At 69.5% G+C, this 20,943-nt stretch carries 20 protein-coding genes and 1 pseudogene; 11 read left to right on the top strand and 10 right to left on the bottom strand.

The genetic code is table 11. From position 1 onward, the window contains the following. Positions 1 to 346: 346 nt before the first annotated feature. Positions 347 to 907: pseudogene (locus MQE23_RS04265) on the top strand (FAD-binding protein); the annotation flags it as partial. Between the two features lie 274 nt (positions 908 to 1,181). Here MQE23_RS04265 and MQE23_RS04270 read toward each other — a convergent pair. Continuing rightward, positions 1,182 to 2,090 (bottom strand): NADP-dependent oxidoreductase, encoded by a 909-nt coding sequence (locus tag MQE23_RS04270; protein ID WP_020277187.1) that lies wholly within the window; start codon positions 2,088 to 2,090, stop codon positions 1,182 to 1,184. A 426-nt stretch (positions 2,091 to 2,516) separates the two neighbouring features. Between MQE23_RS04270 and MQE23_RS04275 the strand changes: the two genes are divergently transcribed. After that, a complete protein-coding gene (locus MQE23_RS04275) occupies positions 2,517 to 2,873 on the top strand; it encodes a MerR family transcriptional regulator (RefSeq protein WP_037673837.1) in 357 nt (118 codons plus the stop codon). Positions 2,874 to 3,348: 475 nt separating this feature from the next. On the opposite strand, the gene MQE23_RS04280 is transcribed toward MQE23_RS04275, so the two are convergent. The 3 genes from MQE23_RS04280 to MQE23_RS04290 are packed head-to-tail and all read right to left on the bottom strand — an operon-like array spanning position 3,349 to position 4,992. After that, positions 3,349 to 4,008, bottom strand: coding sequence for an IS5 family transposase (locus MQE23_RS04280; protein WP_243378289.1), 660 nt, complete (start codon positions 4,006 to 4,008; stop codon positions 3,349 to 3,351). 40 nt (positions 4,009 to 4,048) lie between these two features. Further along, positions 4,049 to 4,462: a RacP protein gene (locus MQE23_RS04285; protein WP_243382491.1), complete on the bottom strand. Its 414-nt coding sequence runs from the start codon at positions 4,460 to 4,462 to the stop codon at positions 4,049 to 4,051. Positions 4,463 to 4,464: 2 nt separating this feature from the next. Beyond that, a complete protein-coding gene (locus MQE23_RS04290; protein ID WP_243378290.1) occupies positions 4,465 to 4,992 on the bottom strand; it encodes a DUF6192 family protein in 528 nt (175 codons plus the stop codon). A gap of 8 nt (positions 4,993 to 5,000) precedes the next feature. Here MQE23_RS04290 and MQE23_RS04295 point away from each other — a divergent pair, with 8 nt between their 5' ends. After that, on the top strand, positions 5,001 to 5,219 hold the full coding sequence (locus tag MQE23_RS04295) for a hypothetical protein (RefSeq protein ID WP_243378291.1): 219 nt from the start codon (positions 5,001 to 5,003) through the stop codon (positions 5,217 to 5,219). A gap of 100 nt (positions 5,220 to 5,319) precedes the next feature. Beyond that, positions 5,320 to 6,093 (top strand): FAD-linked oxidase C-terminal domain-containing protein, encoded by a 774-nt coding sequence (locus MQE23_RS04300; RefSeq protein WP_279345192.1) that lies wholly within the window; start codon positions 5,320 to 5,322, stop codon positions 6,091 to 6,093. A 9-nt stretch (positions 6,094 to 6,102) separates the two neighbouring features. Here MQE23_RS04300 and MQE23_RS04305 read toward each other — a convergent pair whose 3' ends face one another. From MQE23_RS04305 to sfnG, 4 genes are read right to left on the bottom strand one after another with little or no spacing between them, the layout of a single operon-like run. Beyond that, entirely contained in the window at positions 6,103 to 7,281 is a 1,179-nt protein-coding gene (locus MQE23_RS04305; RefSeq protein ID WP_243378293.1) for an LLM class flavin-dependent oxidoreductase, read from the bottom strand. 26 nt (positions 7,282 to 7,307) lie between these two features. Next, positions 7,308 to 8,504 (bottom strand): SfnB family sulfur acquisition oxidoreductase, encoded by a 1,197-nt coding sequence (locus MQE23_RS04310; protein WP_243378294.1) that lies wholly within the window; start codon positions 8,502 to 8,504, stop codon positions 7,308 to 7,310. Next, positions 8,501 to 9,058: an NADPH-dependent FMN reductase gene (ssuE, locus tag MQE23_RS04315; RefSeq protein ID WP_020271754.1), complete on the bottom strand. Its 558-nt coding sequence runs from the start codon at positions 9,056 to 9,058 to the stop codon at positions 8,501 to 8,503. The genes MQE23_RS04310 and ssuE overlap by 4 nt, the downstream gene beginning before the upstream one ends. A 57-nt stretch (positions 9,059 to 9,115) precedes the next feature. After that, complete coding sequence (sfnG, locus tag MQE23_RS04320) at positions 9,116 to 10,237, bottom strand: dimethylsulfone monooxygenase SfnG (RefSeq protein WP_020271753.1); 1,122 nt, start codon at positions 10,235 to 10,237, stop codon at positions 9,116 to 9,118. Positions 10,238 to 10,641: 404 nt separating this feature from the next. Between sfnG and MQE23_RS04325 the strand changes: the two genes are divergently transcribed. Together MQE23_RS04325 and MQE23_RS04330 are read left to right on the top strand one after the other, a co-directional pair. Then, a complete protein-coding gene (locus MQE23_RS04325) occupies positions 10,642 to 11,550 on the top strand; it encodes a LysR family transcriptional regulator (RefSeq protein ID WP_243378295.1) in 909 nt (302 codons plus the stop codon). 799 nt (positions 11,551 to 12,349) lie between these two features. Further along, entirely contained in the window at positions 12,350 to 14,911 is a 2,562-nt protein-coding gene (locus tag MQE23_RS04330) for a GH32 C-terminal domain-containing protein (protein ID WP_279345122.1), read from the top strand. Positions 14,912 to 14,948: 37 nt separating this feature from the next. On the opposite strand, the gene MQE23_RS04335 is transcribed toward MQE23_RS04330, so the two are convergent. Together MQE23_RS04335 and MQE23_RS04340 are read right to left on the bottom strand one after the other, a co-directional pair. After that, positions 14,949 to 15,251: a putative quinol monooxygenase gene (locus MQE23_RS04335; RefSeq protein ID WP_020271749.1), complete on the bottom strand. Its 303-nt coding sequence runs from the start codon at positions 15,249 to 15,251 to the stop codon at positions 14,949 to 14,951. A 33-nt stretch (positions 15,252 to 15,284) separates the two neighbouring features. Beyond that, positions 15,285 to 16,271: a carbohydrate kinase gene (locus MQE23_RS04340; protein WP_020271748.1), complete on the bottom strand. Its 987-nt coding sequence runs from the start codon at positions 16,269 to 16,271 to the stop codon at positions 15,285 to 15,287. A gap of 245 nt (positions 16,272 to 16,516) precedes the next feature. Between MQE23_RS04340 and MQE23_RS04345 the strand changes: the two genes are divergently transcribed. The 5 genes from MQE23_RS04345 to MQE23_RS04365 all read left to right on the top strand — a co-directional run bounded on the left by MQE23_RS04345 (position 16,517) and on the right by MQE23_RS04365 (position 20,892). Beyond that, positions 16,517 to 17,533: a sugar ABC transporter substrate-binding protein gene (locus MQE23_RS04345; RefSeq protein ID WP_243378296.1), complete on the top strand. Its 1,017-nt coding sequence runs from the start codon at positions 16,517 to 16,519 to the stop codon at positions 17,531 to 17,533. Between the two features lie 167 nt (positions 17,534 to 17,700). Then, the gene (locus tag MQE23_RS04350; RefSeq protein WP_020271746.1) at positions 17,701 to 18,714 is read left to right on the top strand and encodes an ABC transporter permease; all 1,014 of its coding nucleotides are present in this window, start codon (positions 17,701 to 17,703) and stop codon (positions 18,712 to 18,714) included. After that, positions 18,711 to 19,538, top strand: coding sequence for an ATP-binding cassette domain-containing protein (locus MQE23_RS04355; RefSeq protein ID WP_243378297.1), 828 nt, complete (start codon positions 18,711 to 18,713; stop codon positions 19,536 to 19,538). The genes MQE23_RS04350 and MQE23_RS04355 overlap by 4 nt, the downstream gene beginning before the upstream one ends. A gap of 77 nt (positions 19,539 to 19,615) precedes the next feature. Next, positions 19,616 to 20,638 carry a LacI family DNA-binding transcriptional regulator gene (locus MQE23_RS04360; protein WP_243378298.1) on the top strand — a complete coding sequence of 341 codons (1,023 nt, stop codon included), beginning with the start codon at positions 19,616 to 19,618 and terminating at the stop codon, positions 20,636 to 20,638. 116 nt (positions 20,639 to 20,754) lie between these two features. Further along, complete coding sequence (locus tag MQE23_RS04365; RefSeq protein ID WP_020271743.1) at positions 20,755 to 20,892, top strand: hypothetical protein; 138 nt, start codon at positions 20,755 to 20,757, stop codon at positions 20,890 to 20,892. Positions 20,893 to 20,943: the final 51 nt, after the last annotated feature.

The following is a 20,943-nucleotide window of genomic DNA, read 5'->3' on the forward strand; positions in this document are numbered from 1 at the left end:
GGCAGCTCCGGCGCGGCCGGGATGCGGTACTTCTGCGCAGGGGTCAGGCGTGAACGAAGGCTGGGCCGCCATCGCGCGGGGAACTCGCCGCACTGCACACACGCACGAGATCGATGTGGCGGCGGGACGTCAGCAGAGGCAGCGGCCGGACGGCGACGCGGACGGCGTCACCGCCGAGGTCCAGCGCAACACAGCCCATGATTCCCTACCAGCTCACTAGGATTCCCGTAATGAAGTGTCAGGCCGCGTCCACGCCGCGTCAAGAGGGCCGTACAACCGGTACCAGGACGGTCTCACCACGCGAGAGGGACCCGGGCTCCCGGTGCGGTCAGGCCGCGCCTGGACTGTCGTGCACGCGGCGAATCCCGAGCACGTGCGGACGACACTGCGGCATGCGCACGCCCTGCGGGTGCCGGTGGTGCCGCGCGGGACCGGGACCGGACTGTCCCGTGGTGCCAACGCCGGCACGGGCACGGTCGTTCTGGACCTGTCGGGGATGAACCGGATCCTCGACCTGGACCCGCGCGACCAGGTCGCCGTCGTCGCGCCGGGCGTCGTCACCGCCGAACTGGATCGCGCGGCAGGCGAGTTCGGACTGCGCTACGCCCCCGACCCTGCGAGCGCGGCGATCTCCACCGTGGGCGGCAACATCGCCACCAACGCGGGCGGGCTGCGGTGCGCCAAATACGGAGTGAGCAGGGACGCCGTGCTGGGCCTCGACGTGGTCCTCGCGGACGGCACGCCGATCCGGACCGGCCGCCGCACCGTCAAGGGGGTCACCGGTTACGACCTGACGGCCCTGCTCACCGGCTCCGAAGGCACCCTGGGCGTGATCACCGCGGCCACGTTGCGACTGCGTCCGGTGCCGGAGACGACAGCCACCGTCGCGGCGTACTTCGACACCTTCGCCGAAGGAGCCGAGGCCGTGTCGGCGCTGAGAACCCGTATTTGAATCCTCTCACGGGGCTGCTGAAGCTGGATGAGGCTAGTGCCTCGTGGACGACGGCTCATGTGCCACGTGTGGTGCCCGAGTGGGGGCGGCCTGCTTGACGAGGCGCCATGGAGATCGGCCTGCTCCGGACCGCCCGCTCGCCGGTACCGATCGAGGGCACGCCCGCCACGCAGGCCCGCACGTTGCGAGTTACCTACCTCGTGGGCCTGTTCAGATACAGATCGGCTGTTCAGATGCAGATCACGATCTTTCCTCGGGTGCGTCCTCGCTCGGCGTGCGAGTGGGCGTCGGCGATCCGCTCCAGGGGGTAGGCCTGTTCGATACGGGGTGTGTAGCGGCCTTGCCCGCCCAGTTCCGCCGCCGCGGACAGGAGAGTGGAGTCGTTCACCGCGTCGGCCACATGCGTGCCCAGGCGCTGCCCGCCCGCGTGGTCGGCGACCGTCGCGACGCGCTTCGGGTCGCCCGCGATCGCGACGAGGTCGTCCAGGGAGCCGGAGGCCGCGGTGTCGAGCACGATGTCGACGCCGTGCGGAGCGAGGGTGGCGAGGCGCTGTGCGAGGCCGGGGCCGTAGGTGGTGGGAACGGCGCCGAGAGAGGTGAGGAACTCGTGGTTGCGTTCGCTGGCTGTCCCGATCACCGTGCCGACACCTTGCGCCACGGCGATCTCGACCGCCGCGCTGCCCACGCCTCCGGCGGCGCCCTCGACGAGGAGGGTGCGCCCCGCGAGGGGGCCGAGCGCGTCGAGCCCACGCATCGCGGTCACGGACGCGAGACCGGCGCCCGCGGCCTGCTCGTCGTTCCACGTGGCGGGGGTGTGCGCCCAGGCCGAAAGGATGAGCAGCTCCGCGGTCGCGCCGGTGACGCCGCCCAGCCCGAAGACCCGATCGCCGATGCTCACCCCCTGCACCCCGTCGCCGATCTCGTCGACCACACCGGCGCCGTCGCGCCCGGGAATGTCGGGCAGATCCAGAGGGAAGATCTGGTGCAGGGCGCCGGAGCGCAGCTTCCAGTCGATGGGATTGACGCTGGCCGCCGCGACGCGGACACGAATCTCACCGGGTCCGGGGTGGGGGTCGGGGGCCTGCTCGATCACCAGGCTCTCCGCTCCGCCGTATTCGTGGAACCGGGCTGCGCGCATGATGGTCTGCCTTACTTTGACGGGCCGGAATGACGTGTTCATCCGACGCTCGTCACTCTAGAACCTGACGTTGACGTGAGGTGCAAGCCGCAACTGCCGCCGGGCCGGAGGAGGGCAGGCACGGATGGGTGAGGTTGCCGAGCGGGCGGGGGTGAGCGTGGGGGCCTGCGCCACTACGAGGGATCACGCCGCCCGTCACGGTCGACACCCATGTGCCCTCGGGCGGGCTCGGCGATCCCGGCACGACGCGAGGGCTGCCGTGCGTACGTGAACCGCGTGAGCGCCCTCGGGTCCGTCACCGGGTCATGATCAATCGCGGCGCCGGCAACGGTTCGATCGGCCCCCAGGGCTGCCCCCGGAGCCGGTATTGCTAGCCTGAACCTGACGTCAACGTGAGGTACTAGCGGGAAGGGAGTGACCTGCGTCATGCGCATCGGACAGCTCGCCAGACGGTCAGGGGTCAGCGTGCGGGCCCTGCGCTACTACGAGGAACAGCGGCTCCTGGAATCGACGCGAACGCCCGGTGGGCAGCGTGACTATCCCGACGAAGCCCTGGAGCGGGTCCAGCTCATCCAGGACCTCTTCGCGGCCGGCCTCTCCAGCCGTACCGTCGTCGAACTCCTGCCGTGCGTGAGCACCGGCGTCGCGACCCCCGCCATGCTCGACCAGCTCATCATCGAACGCGACCGCATCGCCGCACGCATCCAGGACCTGACCCGGGCCAAGACCAAACTCGGCCGCGTGATCGAGAATGTGACCGCGGCGAACGTGGCGCAGGACTGATCGACCCGTCGCGAGGGGTGGGGCCCCGACCTATCCGGCATCTACCGGGCGCCATCGCGCGTGAACAGGTCTCCCCGCCCGGTCGGGTCCGTGAGCGCCACCGCCACCCCTCCCCTGTACCCGCCATGAACGATCAACGCCTCCACGGTATCGGCCGAGCGAAGCCCACTTGTACATGCCTAACTTGCCTTACATCGCTTCAACCCGTTGATCTGTAGAGACACTTGAAAGCACTAGATAAGCGAGGTCGCAATAGGCTCAGATGCGTGGATTCTCAGCGGCCGAAGCAACGCGCGATCAGTAAGGGTGACCAGAAGTGCGGCAGTGCGGGCACCGTCGGCGGCATCATGCGGATCCAGGGAAGGAGCCCGGTCACACCGCTCCGGAAGGCTGTCTGGCGAGGCGATGCCGCGACTGCTACTCCTTCTGTCCCGTGCAGGAATGGGCCGTCCTGACCGAGGCATCGGGTAGGTAGTCAAGCTGCCTGGACTGCTGTTGTGGGCCGTGGTGTTGCCGCCGTCGGGTAGGCGGTCTGGCGGGTGAGGCGCCGGGTCATGAGCGTGATGGCGGCGAGGGTGAGCATCGCTTCGGAGTGCTCGGGCCGGGTCTCGTAGTCCCGGGCGTTCCTGCGGAGGACCTCCTTGGCGGCGACGGCGTCGTGGGTGCTGGCCGGCGTCACCATGACGAACAGCAGCAGCCCTTTCACGTCACAGACGATATGTCTCTTCCGGCCTGGGATTTTCTTCCCCGGGTCGAATCCGGACGTGGATCTCGGGACGGTGGCGGCGACCTTGACGGACTGCGAGTCGATCACCGCGGCCACGGGATGCGGGGAGGACCTCATGGCGCGGCGGACCTGGCGCCGGAGCTGGTCGCGGATGAGGTTGAAGATGCCGGCCGCTCGCCACCGGCTGAAGCACCCGAAGACTGTCTGGAAGGGCGGGAAGTCCGCGGGCAGGGCCCGCCACCTGCAGCCCGTATCCACCACATACCGGATGGCGTCCACGATCGCGCGGCGAGGCCACTTCTCCGGACGGCCGCCCGTGGACAACTGACATGCTGGCGTGGGTAGCAGAGGCTCCAGCAGGGCCCACTCGCCGATGCTGGTGTCGGAGGGATAGCGGCGTTGTCGCATCCCATGCTCCTCAGGGCCCGTCCCCGCGCGGAGGCGGGGATCAGGCGATCAGGTCGAGGGTGGACTCGACGGAGTTGAGCTGGGCAACCATGTGGCGGACCCACTTGTCCTCGGGGGCGAGTGCGGCGTGGGGGGTGACGGTGCCCGTGATCAGCCTGCGGATCTCGGTCAGTTTCTCGCGGATCACTCCCACTTCGTATGCCTGGAGGACGTCGCCGTCGGCGGTGAACTGGTAGCCGTCGGCGCGTGTGTAGATGAGGGGTGGCCAGCCCTTCTTCGCGATGACGTCGCGCAGCATGGCGAGCCCGGAGCGGACCTGGCTGCGGGTCAGTTCGGTGGCACGCAACAGCTGCGGCATGTGCAGGCCGGCGGGGCGGGCCGACATCAGCACCCGCCAGAGGGCCTCGGCGTACTCGCGGGCGGCATCGCCCTCGCGCCGCGATCGGCGCGGCACCGCTACTCGCACCGCAGCAGCTTGGTCAGCTCCTCGTCCATGTCCAGATGTCCGCTGTCGACTGCGGTGACAATCCACTCGCAGGTCGCCCGGACACAGTCGACGTTCTTGTGGATCACCTCACGCTCGTCCTCGGACAAGGCGGCTCCGCGCATCTGCGGCACCAAGCGGCCGGTCGCGGCCACGAACTTGTGGCAGGCCCCGATCAGATCCAGGAAGTCGATGGTCTGGTCGAGCTGGCGGACTACCGGCGCGACCGGGCTCTCCGGCGGCCCGGGAACCGGTTCGGCCTCATCGGCCTGGCGCCACCGGTCGGTCTGTGCCTTGTTGCACAGATGCCGGGCTGTGTCATCCCCGGCGGCCTGGAAGGCGACACTGGGGCGGCGCAGGAAGTCGGTGGCCACGCGTGCGGCGACCTGGTCGTCGACCGCGAGGTCGTGGATCGCCTCGACCTTCTCCTGCGGGGTCTGTGGGTTGTCGACCCGCCACCCGACCTGGCGTTTCGCCGCGTCCTGCGTCCATCGGGGCACTCCGTCGCGTGGATGACGCGGCGGTTCTGGATCCGGTCGAAGCGGTCGTCCAGCTTCTCAAGGATCCGGTGGATCTCGAAGGAGACGCCCGCGATCCGGTGCTCGGCGGGCCACTTGCCGGCCGTCTGCCGGTTGAGGCGGACCTGGTTGTAAGGGACGCCGATGTCCTCGGCATACAGCTCCAAGGTCTCCTGCACCCCGAGCAGTTCTTCACCGGCAGCCGGTAACGAGCCGCCGTGCGGCCTCATCGGCTCGATCTCCAAAGCGTGGTCACCGATTTTGAACTGGATCTTCGTATCGACCTCGATGAGCTTCCGGTTCTCGGCGATGATCTCCTCGTACCGCGCGCGGGAAACGCTCCCGACCTTCGTGCTCGTGGCATGGTGCCCACCACGAGGCCCATGGCAACCCGCAGCAAACGCTGTTGCGTACAAGCAGGTTCAAAGACGGGTTCTGACCGCCGCCCGGTGGGAGCCGTCCATGGCGGAGTTGCTGGACGGTCCGGTGCTCGGCGCCGTGGACGACGCGCAGGGCACGGACCTGCGCTCCCGTAGGGGTGCGCTGCTGCTTCTGCAGTGTGACGGACAGGCGGCCGCGACGGAGGCGAAGCGGGCGGTACGGCTGCTGCGCGGGCGCGCGACGTCGGTCGAGTCCACCGCCGACCAGGCGGAGGCGGACCGGCCGCTCACGGCCCGCAGGCTCGCTCTGCCCGCCCTGGAGCGGCTGGGGCGGGTGCTGATCGAGGACATCGCGGTGCCCAGGTCCCACCTGGGCACCGTGGTACGGGAGATCACCGCCATCGCGAAGCGCCACGACGTACGGATCTTCACCTTGGCGCATGCCGCGGACGGCAACCTCCACCCCATTCTCGTCCTCGACCCCGACACTCCCGGCATCCCCGACGCGGCGTGGCAGGCGACGGGCGAGATCTTCGCCGCCGCACTGCGCCCGGGCGGCACCCTCACCGGTGAGCACGGCGTGGGCACCCTCATGCGGCGGTGGCTCGTGGACGAACTCGGCCCGGAGCAGCACGCGTTGCAGCACCGCATCAAGGCTGCCTTCGATCCGCACCTCATCCTCAACCCGGGCAAGGCGCTGTGAAGAGGAAGACTAGGGAAGTGTCCGCGCTCCGGCTGACTCCCGTTCCCGCGCGAAGGGGATCTGCGCCGAGGGGGCGGTCTGCCTGCCGGAGGGGTGCTGCCACAGGCCCTGCGCCTGGAGCCTCGGCAGCACGCCCTCGCCGAACCAGTACGCCTCCTCCAGGTGCGGGTAACCGGAGAGGATGAACTCGTCGATGCCGAGGGCGTGGTACTCCTTGATCCGTTCGGCGACCTCCTCGTGGCTGCCGACCAGGGCGGTGCCCGCGCCGCCGCGCACCAGGCCGATGCCGGCCCACAGGTTGGGGTGGATCTCCAGGCGCTCGCGGCTGCCGCCGTCGTGCAGGGCGAGCATCCGCCGCTGCCCCTCGGACTCGCTGCGGGCGAGCCCGGCCTGCACCGACGCGACGGTCTCCGGGTCGAAGCCGTCCAGCAGCCGGTTCGCCTCGGCCCAGGCCTGCTCGGCGGTGTCGCGGGTGATGACGTGCAGCCGGATGCCGAAGCGGATGCTCCGGCCCTCCTTCTCGGCCCGCGTTCGGATCCACGCGATCTTCTCGGCGACCTTCGCGGGCGGCTCGCCCCAGGTGAGATAGACGTCGACGTGCTTGGCGGCCACCTCGCCGGCGATCGGTGAGGAGCCGCCGAAGTACACCTCCGGAACCGGGTCGGGCACCCGGGCCAGCCTGGCGTCCTCGACCTGGAGGTGCTCGCCGACCAGGTCGACGCTCTTGCCCTGCCACAACTCCCGTACGACCTCGAGGAATTCACCGGTACGGCGGTACCGGGCGTCCTTGTCGAGGAAGTCGCCGTACGCCCGCTGCTCGTGGCTCTCGCCGCCCGTGACGACGTTGAGCAGGAGCCGTCCGCCGGTCTGCCGCTGGAAGGTGGACGCCATCTGCGCGGCGAGTGTCGGTGAGACGAAGCCGGGCCGGAAGGCCACCAGGAACTTCAGGCGTTCGGTGTGCTGGCTGACCATGGCGGTGGTCAGCCACGCGTCCTCGCACCAGGCACCGGTGGGGGTCAGGGCGCCGACGAAGCCCAGGTCCTCGGCGGCGCGGGCGATCTGGCTCAGGTAGGCGACCGTCGGCGGCCGGTCCCGGCCGGAGGCGGTGGCCGGGGTGCCGTGGCCGCCGCCGACGACATGGCGGCTGTCGCCGTTGGTGGGCAGGAACCAGTGGAAGGTGAGGGACATGCGGGGTCTCCGATCGGGATCGCCGGTTACAGCAGGCCGTGCCGGGGCGGCCGGGTGCCGTTCAGGACGTAACGGCCGATGTGCTGGACCTTCCAGCGGGCCGGGTCGTGCAGGGTGTGGGTGCGGGCGTCGCGCCAGTGGCGGTGCAGGCCCAGGGAGTCGAGCGCCGACCGGGTGCCGGACACCTCGAAGAGGGCGCTGCCGACCTCCACGGCGGCCTCCGCCGCCGTCACCTTGGCCGCGGCCACCGCGATCGACGCCGCGGCGACCGAGTCGTCGGTCAGGTCGGCGCCGGCGGCGTCCACGGACCGCGCCGCGGTGGACAGCAGCGCGTCGGCGGCCCGTACCCGGATCGCCAGTTCGCCGAAGCGCTGGATCAGCAGTGGGTCCTCGGTGGCGCTCTCGTGCCCTTCGGCGACGCTCTCGAACCAGGGGCGGCTCTTGGTGCGGACGAAGTCCACTGCCTCGGCCAGCGCTCCGGAGGCGATCCCGGCGTCGATGGCGGCGTGCAGCAACTGGGCGACGGCGCCGTGGAGTTGGGGTCCCTGGAAGGTGAGATGGTGCGGCACGACCCGGTCGGCGGGCACGGGCACCGACTCAAGGCGGACGGTTCCGCTGGCGGTGGTGCGCTGCCCCATGCCGTCCCAGTCGTCCACGACCGTGAGGCCGGGTGCGTCGCGCGGTACGTACGCCACGTGCAGGTTGTCGTCGTCGGCGCGGGCGAGGACGGGGATCCAGTCCGCGAACAGGGCGCCGGTCGAGTAGTGCTTGACGCCGTCGAGGACGTACGACCCGTCCGGGCGCCGCGCGAGCCGGGTACGGATGTCCTGCACATGGCTGGTGCCCGCCTCGGACTGAGCGTTTCCGAACCGCTTCCCCGCCAGCACCTCGCCGAAGAGGGACTCCTGCTGCTCCCGCGTCCCCTGCCGGCGCAGCACTCCCACGTACACGAAGTGGCTCTGCGGGATCTGGGCGAGGCTCGCGTCGGCCGCGGCCAGCAGCCGGAAGATCTCGGCGAGTGTCTCCGTACGGACGTCCGCGCCGCCGAACTCCGCGGGCACCGTCACGGCGAGCAGCCCGGAGGCGGACAGCCGCTCCAGCTCCGGGTGCGGAAGTCTGCGCCGCGCATCCCGCTCGGCGGCGTCCTTGCGGAAGTCCGCGGCCAGTCCGGCGGCGGTGGCAAGAGCCTCGGCGTCGTCGGCGATCACGGTCACGGGGCTCACGCGGTGGCCGCCAGCAGTGTCGGGCGGCCGTCGAGAGCGAGCGAGAACTGGTCGATGACCTGGGCCAGGGGCTCGGCGGCGCCCGGTGCGACGGCCAGCGTTCCGTCGTCGCCCACCGTGATGTCCTTGTCGAGCGTGAACCAGCCCGGGGTGATGTGGGCGGCGCCCAGGGAGCTCAGCACCGGGCGCAGGGCGTAGTCGATGGCCAGGACGTGGGCGGTGCTGCCGCCGGTGGCCAGCGGGAGGACGGTCTTGCCCGCCAGGGCGTACTGCGGGAGCAGATCCAGCAGCGACTTCAGCAGGCCGGAGTAGGCGGCCTTGTAGACGGGGGTGCCGATCACGACCCCGTCCGCACGCTCGAACAGGGCGGTGGCCTCCACGATCGCCGGGTGGCCGAAGTCGGCGCGCAGCAGGGCCTCGGGCGGGAGAGTGCGGACGTCCAGCGGGATCACCTCGTGTCCCTGGGCCGTGAGCCGGTCGTCCAGGTGGCGCAGGAGACGGGCGGTGCGGGAGGTGGCGGACGGGCTTCCGGAGACGGACAGGACGGTGGCCATGTGAGGACCTTTCAGAAGTACCGGGTGGGGTGGGGAAGTTCGCCGTTTCCAGAGCGGTCAGGCGTGGGCGGCGACGGGCTCGGGCTCCTGGGCCTCCAGTTCGCGCACGAGGGGCAGGACCCGTTTGCCGAAGTACTCGACCTCCTCCAGGTAGTGCAGGAAGCCGAGGAGGAAGAGGTCCACACCGAGCCGCTTGTAGGCGACGATCCGCTCGGCGATCTGCTCGGGGGTGCCGATCAGGCCCGTGCGGAAGCCGTCGTTGTACTGGACGAGGTCCTCGAAGCCGGAGCCCTGCCACATGCCCTTGCCGTCCGCCGTGGACGCACCGGCCTGCTGCACGGCGTCACGGAAGCCGTGTACGGCTGGTGTGTCGGCCTTGGCGACGATCTCGCGGAGCGTCTCGCGGGCCTCGGCCTCGGTGTCACGGGCGATGAGGAAGCCGTTGAGGCCGAACTTCGGCGCCGTACGGCCCGCTTGGGCGGCGGAGGCGCGCACGTCGTCGATCTGCTCCGTGACGCCGTCGAAGTCCTTGCCGTTGCTGAAGTACCAGTCGGAGACGCGGCCCGCCATGGCGCGGGCGGCGGTGGAGTTGCCGCCCTGGAAGATCTCCGGGTGCGGGCGCTCGGGGGTGTTGAGGGGCTTGGGCTTCAGGGAGAAGTCGCGCAACCGGTAGAAGTCACCGGCGAGTTCGGCGTGGTCCTCGGTCCAGATCTTCCGCAGGGCGCGGATGAACTCCTCGGAGCGCCGGTAACGTTCGTCGTGCTCCAGCCAGGGCTCGCCGAGGGCGGTGAATTCGCCTTTGAACCAGCCGCTGACGACGTTGACCGCGAAGCGGCCGTGCGAGAGATGGTCGGCGGTGGCGCCCAGCTTCGCGAGCACGCCCGGGTGCCACAGGCCGGGGTGGACGGCGGCGATGACCTTCAGCCGCTGGGTCGCGAGCAGGAGGGCGAGGCTGAAGCTGGTCGACTCGTGCTGGTACTCGGCGCCGTAGCTCGCCATGTAGCGGACCTGGCTGAGGGCGTAGTCGAAGCCGTTGTTCTCGGCGAGCACGGCCAGTTCGCGGTTGTAGTCGTAGCCCCAGTCGGTGCGCTGCTCGATGGTGCTGGTGACCAGGCCGCCGCTGACGTTCGGCACCCAGTAGGCGAAGCGGAGGGGGTCGGATCCGGGCGGTACGGGCATGGGGAGCTCCTGGTAAAAGCGCACACGAAAAAAGCACGTGTGGCGACAGGGAAAAGAGTGCGGTGATCGGGATTCAGGCGTGCGGGGACGCCGCTTCCGGCACAGCCGAAATCACCATGGATAGCGGCCGGCAGTGAAATTCACGAGAGAGATCGGCGCGGGTGCGAGGGTTTCCCTCGGGTGCGCTCAGGCTCGACAGCGACAGCAGGAGCTGGAGACACGCGCAAGGTCGACATGGCGTCGCCGCGTGAGGTCCTGTCGCTTCATGTCATCGATCCAACCAGTGCGGAGTCCGGCCGGTCAAGAATGGCCGGAGGTGATTCCACATTCTGAGAGTCGGTATTCACGAGGTTGTGACAGGGATTCCCTTGAACCCGGTGTGCGGCGGACGGCAGTCTCCTGTGGTGCGTATCGAACAGCTCGAATACATCGCCGCCGTCACACGGTTGGGATCGCTGCGGCGCGCCGCCGAGGAACTGCACCTGTCGCAGCCCGCGCTCAGCGAGACCATGCGCAATCTGGAGCGCGAGCTCGGCGTGGACCTGCTGGAGCGCAAGCGGTCCGGGGCGAAGATCAGCGACGAGGGCCGGGAGCTGCTGCCGCACATCATGAGCGTGCTGGACGCGGTCGACCGGCTGCGCGGTGCGGCCGGCGACCAGCACCGCATCAGCCGCATGGTCCGCCTCGGCACGGTCAACACGGCCACCGTCCCGTTGGTCATCCCGACGGTGCGGGAGTTCCGGGCCTCGCACCCGGTCACCCAGGTCGAGTTGGTCGGCGCGCAGCAGTCCGAGATCCACCGCGGGCTGCTGGAGGGCGCGTTCGACCTGGGGCTGGTGAACTACCTCGGGGGCGATGACATGCCACCCGGCTTCGAGACCACCGAGCTGCTGCGCGGCCGGCCCGTGGTGTGCGTGCGCCCGGACAGTCCGCTGGCGGCCCTGGACGCGGTGGACGTGGACAGCCTCCTGGCCGAGCCGCTGGTCGTGATGCGGTCCGGCTATGTCATGCACCGATTCGTGCACCGTCTGCTCGGCGGCAGGACACCGTCCTTCTCGTACTCCACCGACGGCGCGGAAATGGGCAAGCTGATGGTCGCCGAGGGCCTGGGGGCGACGGTGCTGCCGGACTTCAGCGTCACCGGCGACCCCCTGGAGCGGCGGGGCGCGATCACCGTACGGCCGCTCGCGGGGGACGCGACCGAGGTGCTGCTGGTCCTGCAGCGCCGCCATTCCGGCTCCGTGCCCCGGGCCGTGCGAGACCTGCATGAGCTGTTCGTGCGCAATTCCCGTGCGTACGAGGCCTCTTCGTGAAGGGGGCTCGGCCGGTCCGTCGGACAGCGCGGCTCGTTCGTTGTCCGGGGTTTGCGTCATTGCAGCCTCCCTGATCGCGCGACACCGGCCCGATCGGTACGCGCCAGCCTGGGCCACAGTGAACCGGGCCCCAGGTCAGGGGTCCACGACCAAAGATCGATGCCCCGTATAGGCCGGGTCTATCAGTACCGGCACAGGCCGTGTGACGTTCGGTCAAGGCAATCGGCCCGCCCCGCTCCACGCCCCGGGCCGGCACCCCCGCCGCGCCAGGACCCGCACCCCCGCGGGCCGGGCAGGCGCGTCCGGCAGGCGGAATCGGGAGAGCGGGACATTTCGTTGCGCGGGCGCGGTGCGGAGGCTTGGCTGAACGCCATGGCAGACCCACCGGATTCCGATCGAGACCCGGTTCATTGTCGGGCTGAGCGACATCCTGACGGTGCGTCCGGTCGGTCGGCGCGACAGGGATCGCGGAAGTACCGTCCCCGCGACCATCGGCCATGGCCAATTCGACCGCCGGACCCGCGAGTTCGTCGAACGAACGCTTGACGGTGTCATCCCGGCCATGGGATACGCGGCGTAGAAACCCGTGCCTACGGAAACAATCGCGCCCGCACCGTTGACGCACCGGCCGGGCTGCCCTTCATAATCGGGCACTCGATGTCATCGCTGACACAAGTCAACGTTGACACCTCTGGTCGGCTGCGTGACGTCGGCGTCGGCCAGAGTGTCACTTTTCGGTCCGCCCGCGCCGGGGCCGCAGTAACCGGTGCGCGGACGGCCCGCGGGACAAGGAGACACCATGAGCTCTGCACGCGTATCCCGGCATGCCCGCATGCGATTGATGGCGGCGGTGGCGACCGTCTGCGCCCTGTCAGCAGCCCCGCTCGCCCCCCGGGCCGTCGCGGCCGACACCCCGCCGTACACCGAGACCTACAGGCCCCGATTCCACTTCACTCCGCAGAAGAACTGGATGAACGACCCCAACGGCCTCGTCTACTACAAGGGCGAGTACCACCTCTTCTACCAGTACAACCCGAACGGGAACACCTGGGGCGACATGTCCTGGGGGCACGCCGTGAGCAAGGACCTCGTGCACTGGGAGGAGTTGCCGCTCGCCCTGTCGCACGACGACGAGGAGATGGTGTTCTCCGGCAGCGCGGTCGTCGACTGGAACAACACCACCGGGTTCGGCACGAAGAAGAACCCGCCCATGGTGGCGATCTACACCAGTGCCTACAAGAACGGCGGCAAGCAGGCCCAGTCGCTCGCCTACAGCACCGACCGCGGCCGCACCTGGACCAAGTACCAGGGCAATCCCGTCATCGACATCGGTTCCACCAACTTCCGTGACCCGAAGGTGCAGTGGTACGCGCCGACCCAGAGCTGGCTGATGACGGTGTCGCTGTCCGCCGAGCACAAGGTGCAATTCTACTCGTCCAAGAACCTCAAGGACTGGAAGCTGCAGAGCGAGTTCGGGCCGGCCGGCGCGACGGGCGGCGTGTGGGAGTGCCCCGACCTGTTCCCCCTCGCCGTCGACGGGGACAAGGACAACATCAAGTGGGTCCTGGTCGTCAACATCAACCCCGGTGGCATCGCGGGCGGTTCGGCCGCCCAGTACTTCATCGGCGACTTCGACGGCAAGAAGTTCACCGCGGACGACAAGGACTCGTACACCCCGCCCACCGGCAAGGTCGTGCAGGACTTCGAGGGCACCGGCTTCGGAACGTGGGCGGCCACGGGCACAGCGTTCGGCCACGGACCGGCAGCCGGGGCGGTGGACGGGCAGGGGCCCGTCACCGGCTTCGACGGCAAGGGCCTCGCCAACAGTTTCCACGGCGGTGACGGCGCCACCGGCACCCTCACCTCCCCCTCCTTCACCGTCGACAACCCCTACCTGAACTTCAAGATCGGCGGCGGGCGGCACCCGCACGAGCCCGGAACCGTCATGGAACAGGGGCCCCCGCCCGAGGGCAGGGTCCTCGCCGACTTCGAAGGCGGAACCTACGGCGACTGGACGACCACCGGGGATGCCTTCGGCACCGCACCGGCCACCGGCACCCTCCCCAGTCAGCAGGACGTCTCCGGATTCCTGGGCACTGGCCTGGTCAACACCTTCCGGAACGGCGACTCGACCACCGGCACCCTCACGTCGCCCGAGTTCACCATCGACAAGAAGCACATCAACTTCCTCATCGGCGGCGGCAACCACCCGGCCGGCTCCGACAACCCGACCGCCGTCGAGCTCGTCGTGGACGGCCAGGTCGTCCGCAGCGCCACCGGTAAGGACGCCGAGGCACTCAACTGGGCCTCCTGGGACGTCGGCGACCTCGCCGGCAAGCAGGCGCATCTCAGGATCGTCGACGACAACACCGGCGGCTGGGGCCACCTCAACATCGACCACATCATGCTGTCCGACACCAAGGCCCAGCGCGTCTCCCAGGAGACGTCCGTCAACCTGATCGTCGACGGCAAGGTCGTCCGCAGCGCGACGGGCACCGACAGCGAGACCCTGGACTGGGCGTCCTTCGACATGCGCCCGTACGCCGGCAAGAAGGCGCAGATCCAGGTGGTCGACATGAACACCGCCGGCTGGGGCCACGTCATGGCCGACCAGTTCACCGCCGCTGACAAGCCCGCCAAGTCGGTCGTACAGCGCGCCGACTGGGCCGACTACGGCAAGGACTACTACGCGGCTGTGTCCTGGGAGAGCGCGCCGGGTGGCAAGCGCTACATGATCGGCTGGATGAACAACTGGGACTACGGCCAGTCCGTCCCCACCTCCCCCTGGCGCGGCGCGCAGAGCGTTCCGAGGGAGATGGCCCTGCGCACCGTCGACGGCCGGATCCGGCTGACCAGCAAGCCGGTGGGCAACCTGGAGTCCCTCCGGGAGACGCACCCGGCGGCGGCGTCCGCCGTCACCCTCACGAGCGCGTCCAAGCCCTTGATCAGTCCCGCGGCCAAGGGCAAGGCGCTCGACATCGAGGCGACTTTCTCCCTCAAGGACGCGGACCGCTTCGGCCTGAAGGTGCGTACCGGCACCGGAGGCGAGGAGACCGTCATCGGCTACGACACCACGACCCAGGAGCTGTACGTCGACCGCACCCGATCCGGCGTCGGCGACTTCAACAGCACCTTCCCCGGCGTCCAGACCGCACCCCTGAAGCCCAAGAACGGCAAGGTCAAGCTGCGGATCCTGGTCGACTGGTCGTCCGTCGAGGTCTTCGGCGGCAACGGCGAGGCAGTGATCACCGACCAGATCTTCCCCGACCCCTCCAGCACCGGCATCGAAATCTTCACCGAAGGCGGCACCGCCACCCTCAGCGACCTGCGGGCGTGGCAGCTGAAGTCCATCTGGCGGTGACGGTGGCCCCGAGGATCGTGCCGGTGTCCAGCGCTCGCTACGGATGCGTGGCCAACGGATCGAGGAACGTCAGGACCGAGGCGTCCTCCTCGATCAGCGGGGTGAGGGCGGCATTGAACGGCGCGCCGTACGGGGCGCCCAGGTGCGCCTTGAAGGCGTCCTCGTCACGGTAGACCTCGAAGATCCAGTAGGCGCGCGGGGCGGCCGCCTTGGTGTAGACGTCGAAGGCCAGGTTGCCTTCCTCTTCGCGCACCTTCAGGGCGTACTCCCGGATCAGCCGGGCGACTTCGTCCTCCGCTCCCTCTCGGGCGGTGAACTCGGCGAGCAGGGTTTTCGTCATCGTTTTCCTGTCCTTTCAGAGGTGGGGTGAGAGTCAGCGGGTGGAGTCGAGGTGCCGGACGACGCCCTCGTCCGTCGTGAGCTGCGCCGACTGGTCCTGCCACGGCGGGTTCGGGCCGGCGACCGAGCAGGTCAGGGCCGCGACCTGGGCGGCGAACAGGCAGGCCGCCTCGACCTCGCCGAGACGCAGGTCCGTCAGCCTGCCGCCGAGAAGTCCTCGGGTGCCGAGGTGGTGCAGCAGTCCCGCGGTGAAGGAGTCCCCGGCGCCGACCGTGTCGACGACCGGCGTCGCCACCGCGGGCACCCGCACCCGTTCCCCGTCGAGTGAGGCCAGCGCGCCGTCGGCGCCGCGCGTGATCACGACGAGCCGCGCCCCCGCCGCATGCCAGGTGTCGCACGCCTGCTCGGGCGGCGTCCCCGGCAGCAGGAGATCCAGGTCGTCCTCGCTCAGCCGCAGCACATCCGCGAGGCCGCACCAGCGCGCCAGCCGGGCGCGGTAGACCTCGGGGTGCACCAGGAGGGGGCGGACGTTGGGATCGATGCTGATCGTCGCCCGGGGCGCGGCCGCTGCCAGGAAGTCCTCCACCACACCTGCCCCGGGGTCCTTGACGAGGGCCAGTGACCCGGTGTGGACGCAGGAGGTGCCGGCCAGGTCCACTCCGGCCAGTTCGGCGCTCGTCCACTGCCAGTCCGCGGTGGCCTGGGCGTGGAAGGAGAACACGGCCTGCCCCTGGGCGTCGAGCTCGGCCACGGCCAGCGTGCTGGGCTCGGCGGCCTCGACGGCGTGCGACAGGTCCACGCCGGAGGCCTCCAGGTGGGCCCGGAAGAGGCGGCCGAACACGTCGCCGGACAGCCGTGCGAGGAAGCGGGCCGGAGTGCCCAGCCGGGCCAGGGCCACCGCCGTGTTGGCCGGTCCGCCGCCTGGCAGGACACGCAGGGCGAGTTCGTTCCGGGCCCCTGTGGACTGGGTGAACGCGTCGGCGACGCACTCCCCCAGGACGGTGATCTGACGCGGGCACATGGGCGGCTCTTCTCTTGGGACGCGTCGGCGAAACGGGCACATGACGGGCAGTCCCCGGACCGGTTCGGGCGGGTGGCGGCCACGGCGTTGCCGATTTGTGACGAGTGAAAGGCATTGACGTTGCCTGAAGGCGGAGTCCATCATCCTCGCCAAGCAGTGTCAACGCTGACATGAGTCAACGATGACACCTCGGGCGGCATGCGCCCGATGCCGGCCGCTCGTCCGCAATCCCGCAGGAGTCGTTCATGTCACGTATCTCTCGTCTGCCTTCCTCCGTGCTCAGAGCCGCCGCGTGCACGGGCATCGCGGCCCTCACCCTGACCGCATGTGGATCCGGATCCGGATCGGGCACGGCGAACGCCGGGTCGGGCAGCGTCAAGGTCGGTCTGATCACCAAGACCGACACCAACCCGTTCTTCGTGAAGATGAAGGAGGGCGCGGAGAAGGCCGCCAAGGAGAACGGCGTCCAACTCGTCACCGCGGCGGGCAAGTTCGACGGGGACAACGCCGGGCAGGTCACCGCCGTCGAGAACATGGTCGCCTCCGGGGTGAAGGGCATCCTGATCACCCCGAGCGACTCCAAGGCGATCGTGCCGGCGATCGAGAAGGCCAAGGCCAAGGGTGTTCTGGTCATCGCCCTGGACACCCCGACCGAGCCGGAAAGCGCGGTCGACGCCCTCTTCGCCACCGACAACCTCAAGGCCGGCGAGCTGATCGGCGAGTACGCCAAGGCCGCCATGAAGGGCAAGACCGCGAAGATAGCCGCCCTCGACCTCGCGCCGGGTGTGTCCGTCGGCGTTCAGCGGCACAACGGTTTCCTCAAGGGCTTCGGCGCCACCGACAAGGACGTCGCCTGCGCTCAGGACACCGGCGGCGACCAGTCCAAGGGCCAGACGGCGATGGAGAACTGCCTCCAGAAGGAACCCGGCATCAACGTCGTCTACACGATCAACGAACCGGCCGCGCTGGGCGCGTACACCGCGCTGAAGGCCAAGGGCCGGGAGAAGGACGTGCTGATCGTCTCCGTCGACGGCGGCTGCACGGGCACCCAGGCCGTCAAGGACGGCAAGATCGCCGCGACTTCGCAGCAGTACCCGTTGAAGATGGCCGCCGAGGGCGTCAAGGCCGTCGCTACGTACGCCAAGGACGGCAAGAAGGCGTCCGGTTACACCGACACCGGTGTCACGCTGATCACCGACAAGGCGCAGGACGGGATCACGTCCAAGGACACCGCCTACGGCCTGGAGAACTGCTGGGGCTAGGCCGCCGACTCCCAGCCGCCACCGTTCGACACCCCTCAGCGGGGCGGCCGGTCCCTCCTCCCCGACCGGGAACGGCCGCCCCCTCGTCCTCTTGCCGTCCGACCAGGACTGACCTTCCCGTCCGACAAGGACCGGCAAGGGCTTCTGTCTTCCGACAAGGACCTCGCATGACTGCCACGTCCACGCCACCGTCCACGTCCTCGCCGTACGCCGAGCTCAAAGCACCGACCACGGTCCGCAGACTGCTCACGCAACCGACCACCGGACCGCTCGTCGCCCTCCTCCTGGCCTGTGTCTTCTTCTCCATCTCGACCGACCAGTTCCTCACCGGCGGGAACTTCTCGCTGATCGTGCAGCAGGTCATGGTCGTCGGCACCCTCGCCATCGGCCAGACGCTGATCATCCTCACCGCGGGCATCGACCTGTCCTGCGGAGCGGTCATGGCGTTCGGCAGCATCGTGATCGCCAAGATGGCGGCCGAGGGCTCCCTGCCACCGCTCGCCGCGATCGCGTTGGGCCTGGTCGTCTGTGGCGGCTTCGGCCTGCTCAACGGCGCGCTGGTGCAGAGGATCCCTCTCCCGCCGTTCATCGTCACCCTTGGCATGCTCAACGTGGCGTTCGCGCTGACCCACATCTACTCCGAGGAGCAGACCGTCACGAGCCTGCCGGGCCCGCTGACAGCGCTCGGAGAGACCTTCCCGCTCGGCCGCACCGACATCACCTACGGCTCGCTGGTCACCATCGCCCTGTTCCTCCTCTTCGCGTACGCCCTGAGCAGCACCAGCTGGGGCCGGCACGTCTACGCCCTGGGCAACAGCCCGGAAGCGGCGCGGCTGAACGGCATCCGCACCTCCCGGCTGACCATCGGCGTCTACACCGTGGCCGGCCTGATGTACGGCATCGCGGCCCTGCTGCTCATCTCGCGCACCGGAGTCGGTGACCCGCAGGCCGGGCAGACCGACAACCTCGACAGCATCACCGCCGTGGTGCTCGGCGGCACCAGCCTCTTCGGCGGACGCGGTTCGGTCCTGGGCACCTTCATCGGCGTCCTCATCGTCGGCGTCTTCCGCAACGGCCTGCAACTGATGGGCGTCGCCTCCATCTACCAGACCCTGATCACCGGCGTCCTGGTGATCCTCGCGGTGACCGTCGACCAGATCTCCCGGAAGAAGGCCCGATGACCTCCCCCACCCCCGTGCTGCAGGCCCGCGGTCTGGTCAAGCGCTACGGCCATGTCACCGCCATCGACGGCGCCGACTTCGACCTGATGCCCGGCGAAGTCCTCGCGGTCATCGGCGACAACGGGGCCGGCAAGACCAGTCTGATCAAGGCACTTACGGGTGCTGTGACCCCTGACTCGGGCGAGATACGCCTCAACGGCGAGCCCATCACTTTCTCCGGTCCGCAGAGTGCCCGCGCCCACGGGATCGAGACGGTCTATCAGGACCTCGCCGTGGCCGCCTCCATGGACATCGCCTCGAACATGTTCCTCGGGCGCGAGCTCCGCCGTCCCGGTGTGCTCGGCAGTGTGTTCCGCATGCTGGACAAGAAGCGCATGCGTCAGGAGGCCGCCGAGCACATGGCCGATCTGAAGATCGGTCTGCGCTCGCTCACGCAGTCGGTGGAGACGCTTTCGGGCGGGCAGCGGCAGGCCGTCGCGGTCGCCCGTTCTGTCGCCTGGGCCCGCAGTGTCGTGGTCATGGACGAGCCCACCGCCGCCCTCGGCGTCAAGGAGTCCGGACAGGTCCTCGACCTCATCCGCCGCGTCCGCGACAAGGGCATGCCGGTCGTCCTGATCAGCCACAACATGCCGCACGTCTTCGAGATCGCGGACCGGATCCACGTCCACCGGCTGGGCCGGCGCGCCGCCGTGATCAAGCCCTCCGACTACTCCATGGCCGAGGTCGTCGCCATCATGACCGGCGCGCTCACCGTCGACGCGGCCGGAGATACTGTCGTAGCGGATTCCGCGGCAGCGAAAGCCGCCGGAGTCCAGGCCACTTGACAGCTCAACCCCGCTCTCGCACGTTCCGGCCGAGGCCGCGGCCGGAACCCGGGAGCACTCAGGAGACGGTTTCCTCCATGGCAGCGAGCCGCCGCCCCACCCTTGCCGATGTCGCACGAGAAGTCGGCGTCAGCGCCAAGACAGTCTCCCGCGTCCTCAACGAGGACGGACCCGTCTCCGCCGAGACCCGGGAACAAGTACTCGCCGCAGTGGCCAAGCTCGGCTTCCAGCCGAACCTCATGGCACGCAACATGCGCGTCGGCGGGCCGGACACCACCATCGGACTGGTCATCCCCGACCTCGGCAATCCCTTCTTCGGGGCGGTGGCCCGCGCCATCGAGGACACGGTCCGCGAACGCGGACTGACCCTCCTCATGGGCTCGTCCGCGGACGACCCCGACCGCGAGCGCGCCCTGACGGACAAGTTCCTCGCCCGTCGCGTCAGCATCCTGATCGTCGTGCCGTCCGTCGGCGCCGACCACTCCCACCTCAAGTCCCACCGCACGGCGGGGCTTCCCATCGTCTTTCTCGACCGCCCGGGAGTCGGTCTGCCCACGGACAGCATCGTCAGCTCCAACCGAGCCGGGGCCCAGGAAGGCGTCGCCCACCTCATCGCCCACGGGCACCGGCGCATCGGATTCGTCGGCGACCTGCCGATCAAGCTGTACACCCGCCGCGAACGCCTCGCCGGATACCGCGCGGCCCTGCAAGAAGCCGACATCCCCTACGACCGCGCGCTCGTCGCCAACACCCACGACCAGCCAGGTGCCGAGACCGCGACCGCTCAACTCCTCGGACTGGCCGATCCCCCCACCGCCCTGTTCGCCGGGAACAACATCATGGCGCTCGGCATCGTCGCCGAACTCGCGCGCAGCAAGCGCAAGGACGTAGCCGTCGTCGCCTTCGACGACGTAGCACTGGCCGAGGCACTCGAACCGGCCCTGACCGTCGTCGCCCAGGACCCCGAAGAACTCGGCCGCAGCGCCGCGGCCACCGCCCTGGCACGCCTGGACGGCGACCGCTCCCGGGCGCGCACCATCACCGTGCCCACCCGGCTGATCGTCCGGGGCTCGGGGGAGCAGGCCGCGCCCCGCCCCTGAGCGGCTCCCTTGCGCGACCGCGCGCACCAGGACGCGCCCCCTTCGGCAAGCAATCGGATCGCCCTATCCATTTCTGTGATACGGTGGCGACAGTAAACCGGAAAGGCCTATCCGTGATGTCCCTCCAGGCCCGCAGCCTCGCCGCGCTCGCGACGACCACGGACCAGCCCCTCGGGCCGGGCGTGCAGGCCGTCCCCGCGTCCATCGACCGGGGCGTCGCCACGGACCTGGTGGCCATGTTGAGCCGTATCTGAGATCCCACTGGAATCCGGGGGCCGGCCCCGCCGGGTGAGTTGCCCGGCGGG

Origin of the sequence: Streptomyces sp. HP-A2021, from assembly GCF_022807935.1 — a bacterium.
In the GTDB taxonomy this organism is placed as follows: Bacteria; Actinomycetota; Actinomycetes; order Streptomycetales; family Streptomycetaceae; genus Streptomyces; species Streptomyces afghaniensis.

Bases quoted from the DNA above. Each gene is read 5' to 3' on its own strand.
- MQE23_RS04270 (WP_020277187.1), bottom strand. From the start codon at position 2,090: ATGCGCGCAGCCCGGTTCCACGAATACGGCGGAGCGGAGAGCCTGGTG.
- MQE23_RS04275 (WP_037673837.1), top strand. From the start codon at position 2,517: ATGCGCATCGGACAGCTCGCCAGACGGTCAGGGGTCAGCGTGCGGGCC.
- MQE23_RS04280 (WP_243378289.1), bottom strand. From the start codon at position 4,008: ATGCGACAACGCCGCTATCCCTCCGACACCAGCATCGGCGAGTGGGCC.
- MQE23_RS04300 (WP_279345192.1), top strand. From the start codon at position 5,320: ATGATCTCCTCGTACCGCGCGCGGGAAACGCTCCCGACCTTCGTGCTC.
- MQE23_RS04305 (WP_243378293.1), bottom strand. From the start codon at position 7,281: ATGTCCCTCACCTTCCACTGGTTCCTGCCCACCAACGGCGACAGCCGC.
- ssuE (WP_020271754.1), bottom strand. From the start codon at position 9,058: ATGGCCACCGTCCTGTCCGTCTCCGGAAGCCCGTCCGCCACCTCCCGC.
- sfnG (WP_020271753.1), bottom strand. From the start codon at position 10,237: ATGCCCGTACCGCCCGGATCCGACCCCCTCCGCTTCGCCTACTGGGTG.
- MQE23_RS04330 (WP_279345122.1), top strand. From the start codon at position 12,350: ATGAGCTCTGCACGCGTATCCCGGCATGCCCGCATGCGATTGATGGCG.
- MQE23_RS04335 (WP_020271749.1), bottom strand. From the start codon at position 15,251: ATGACGAAAACCCTGCTCGCCGAGTTCACCGCCCGAGAGGGAGCGGAG.
- MQE23_RS04340 (WP_020271748.1), bottom strand. From the start codon at position 16,271: ATGTGCCCGCGTCAGATCACCGTCCTGGGGGAGTGCGTCGCCGACGCG.
- MQE23_RS04345 (WP_243378296.1), top strand. From the start codon at position 16,517: ATGTCACGTATCTCTCGTCTGCCTTCCTCCGTGCTCAGAGCCGCCGCG.
- MQE23_RS04350 (WP_020271746.1), top strand. From the start codon at position 17,701: ATGACTGCCACGTCCACGCCACCGTCCACGTCCTCGCCGTACGCCGAG.
- MQE23_RS04355 (WP_243378297.1), top strand. From the start codon at position 18,711: ATGACCTCCCCCACCCCCGTGCTGCAGGCCCGCGGTCTGGTCAAGCGC.
- MQE23_RS04360 (WP_243378298.1), top strand. From the start codon at position 19,616: ATGGCAGCGAGCCGCCGCCCCACCCTTGCCGATGTCGCACGAGAAGTC.
- MQE23_RS04365 (WP_020271743.1), top strand. From the start codon at position 20,755: ATGTCCCTCCAGGCCCGCAGCCTCGCCGCGCTCGCGACGACCACGGAC.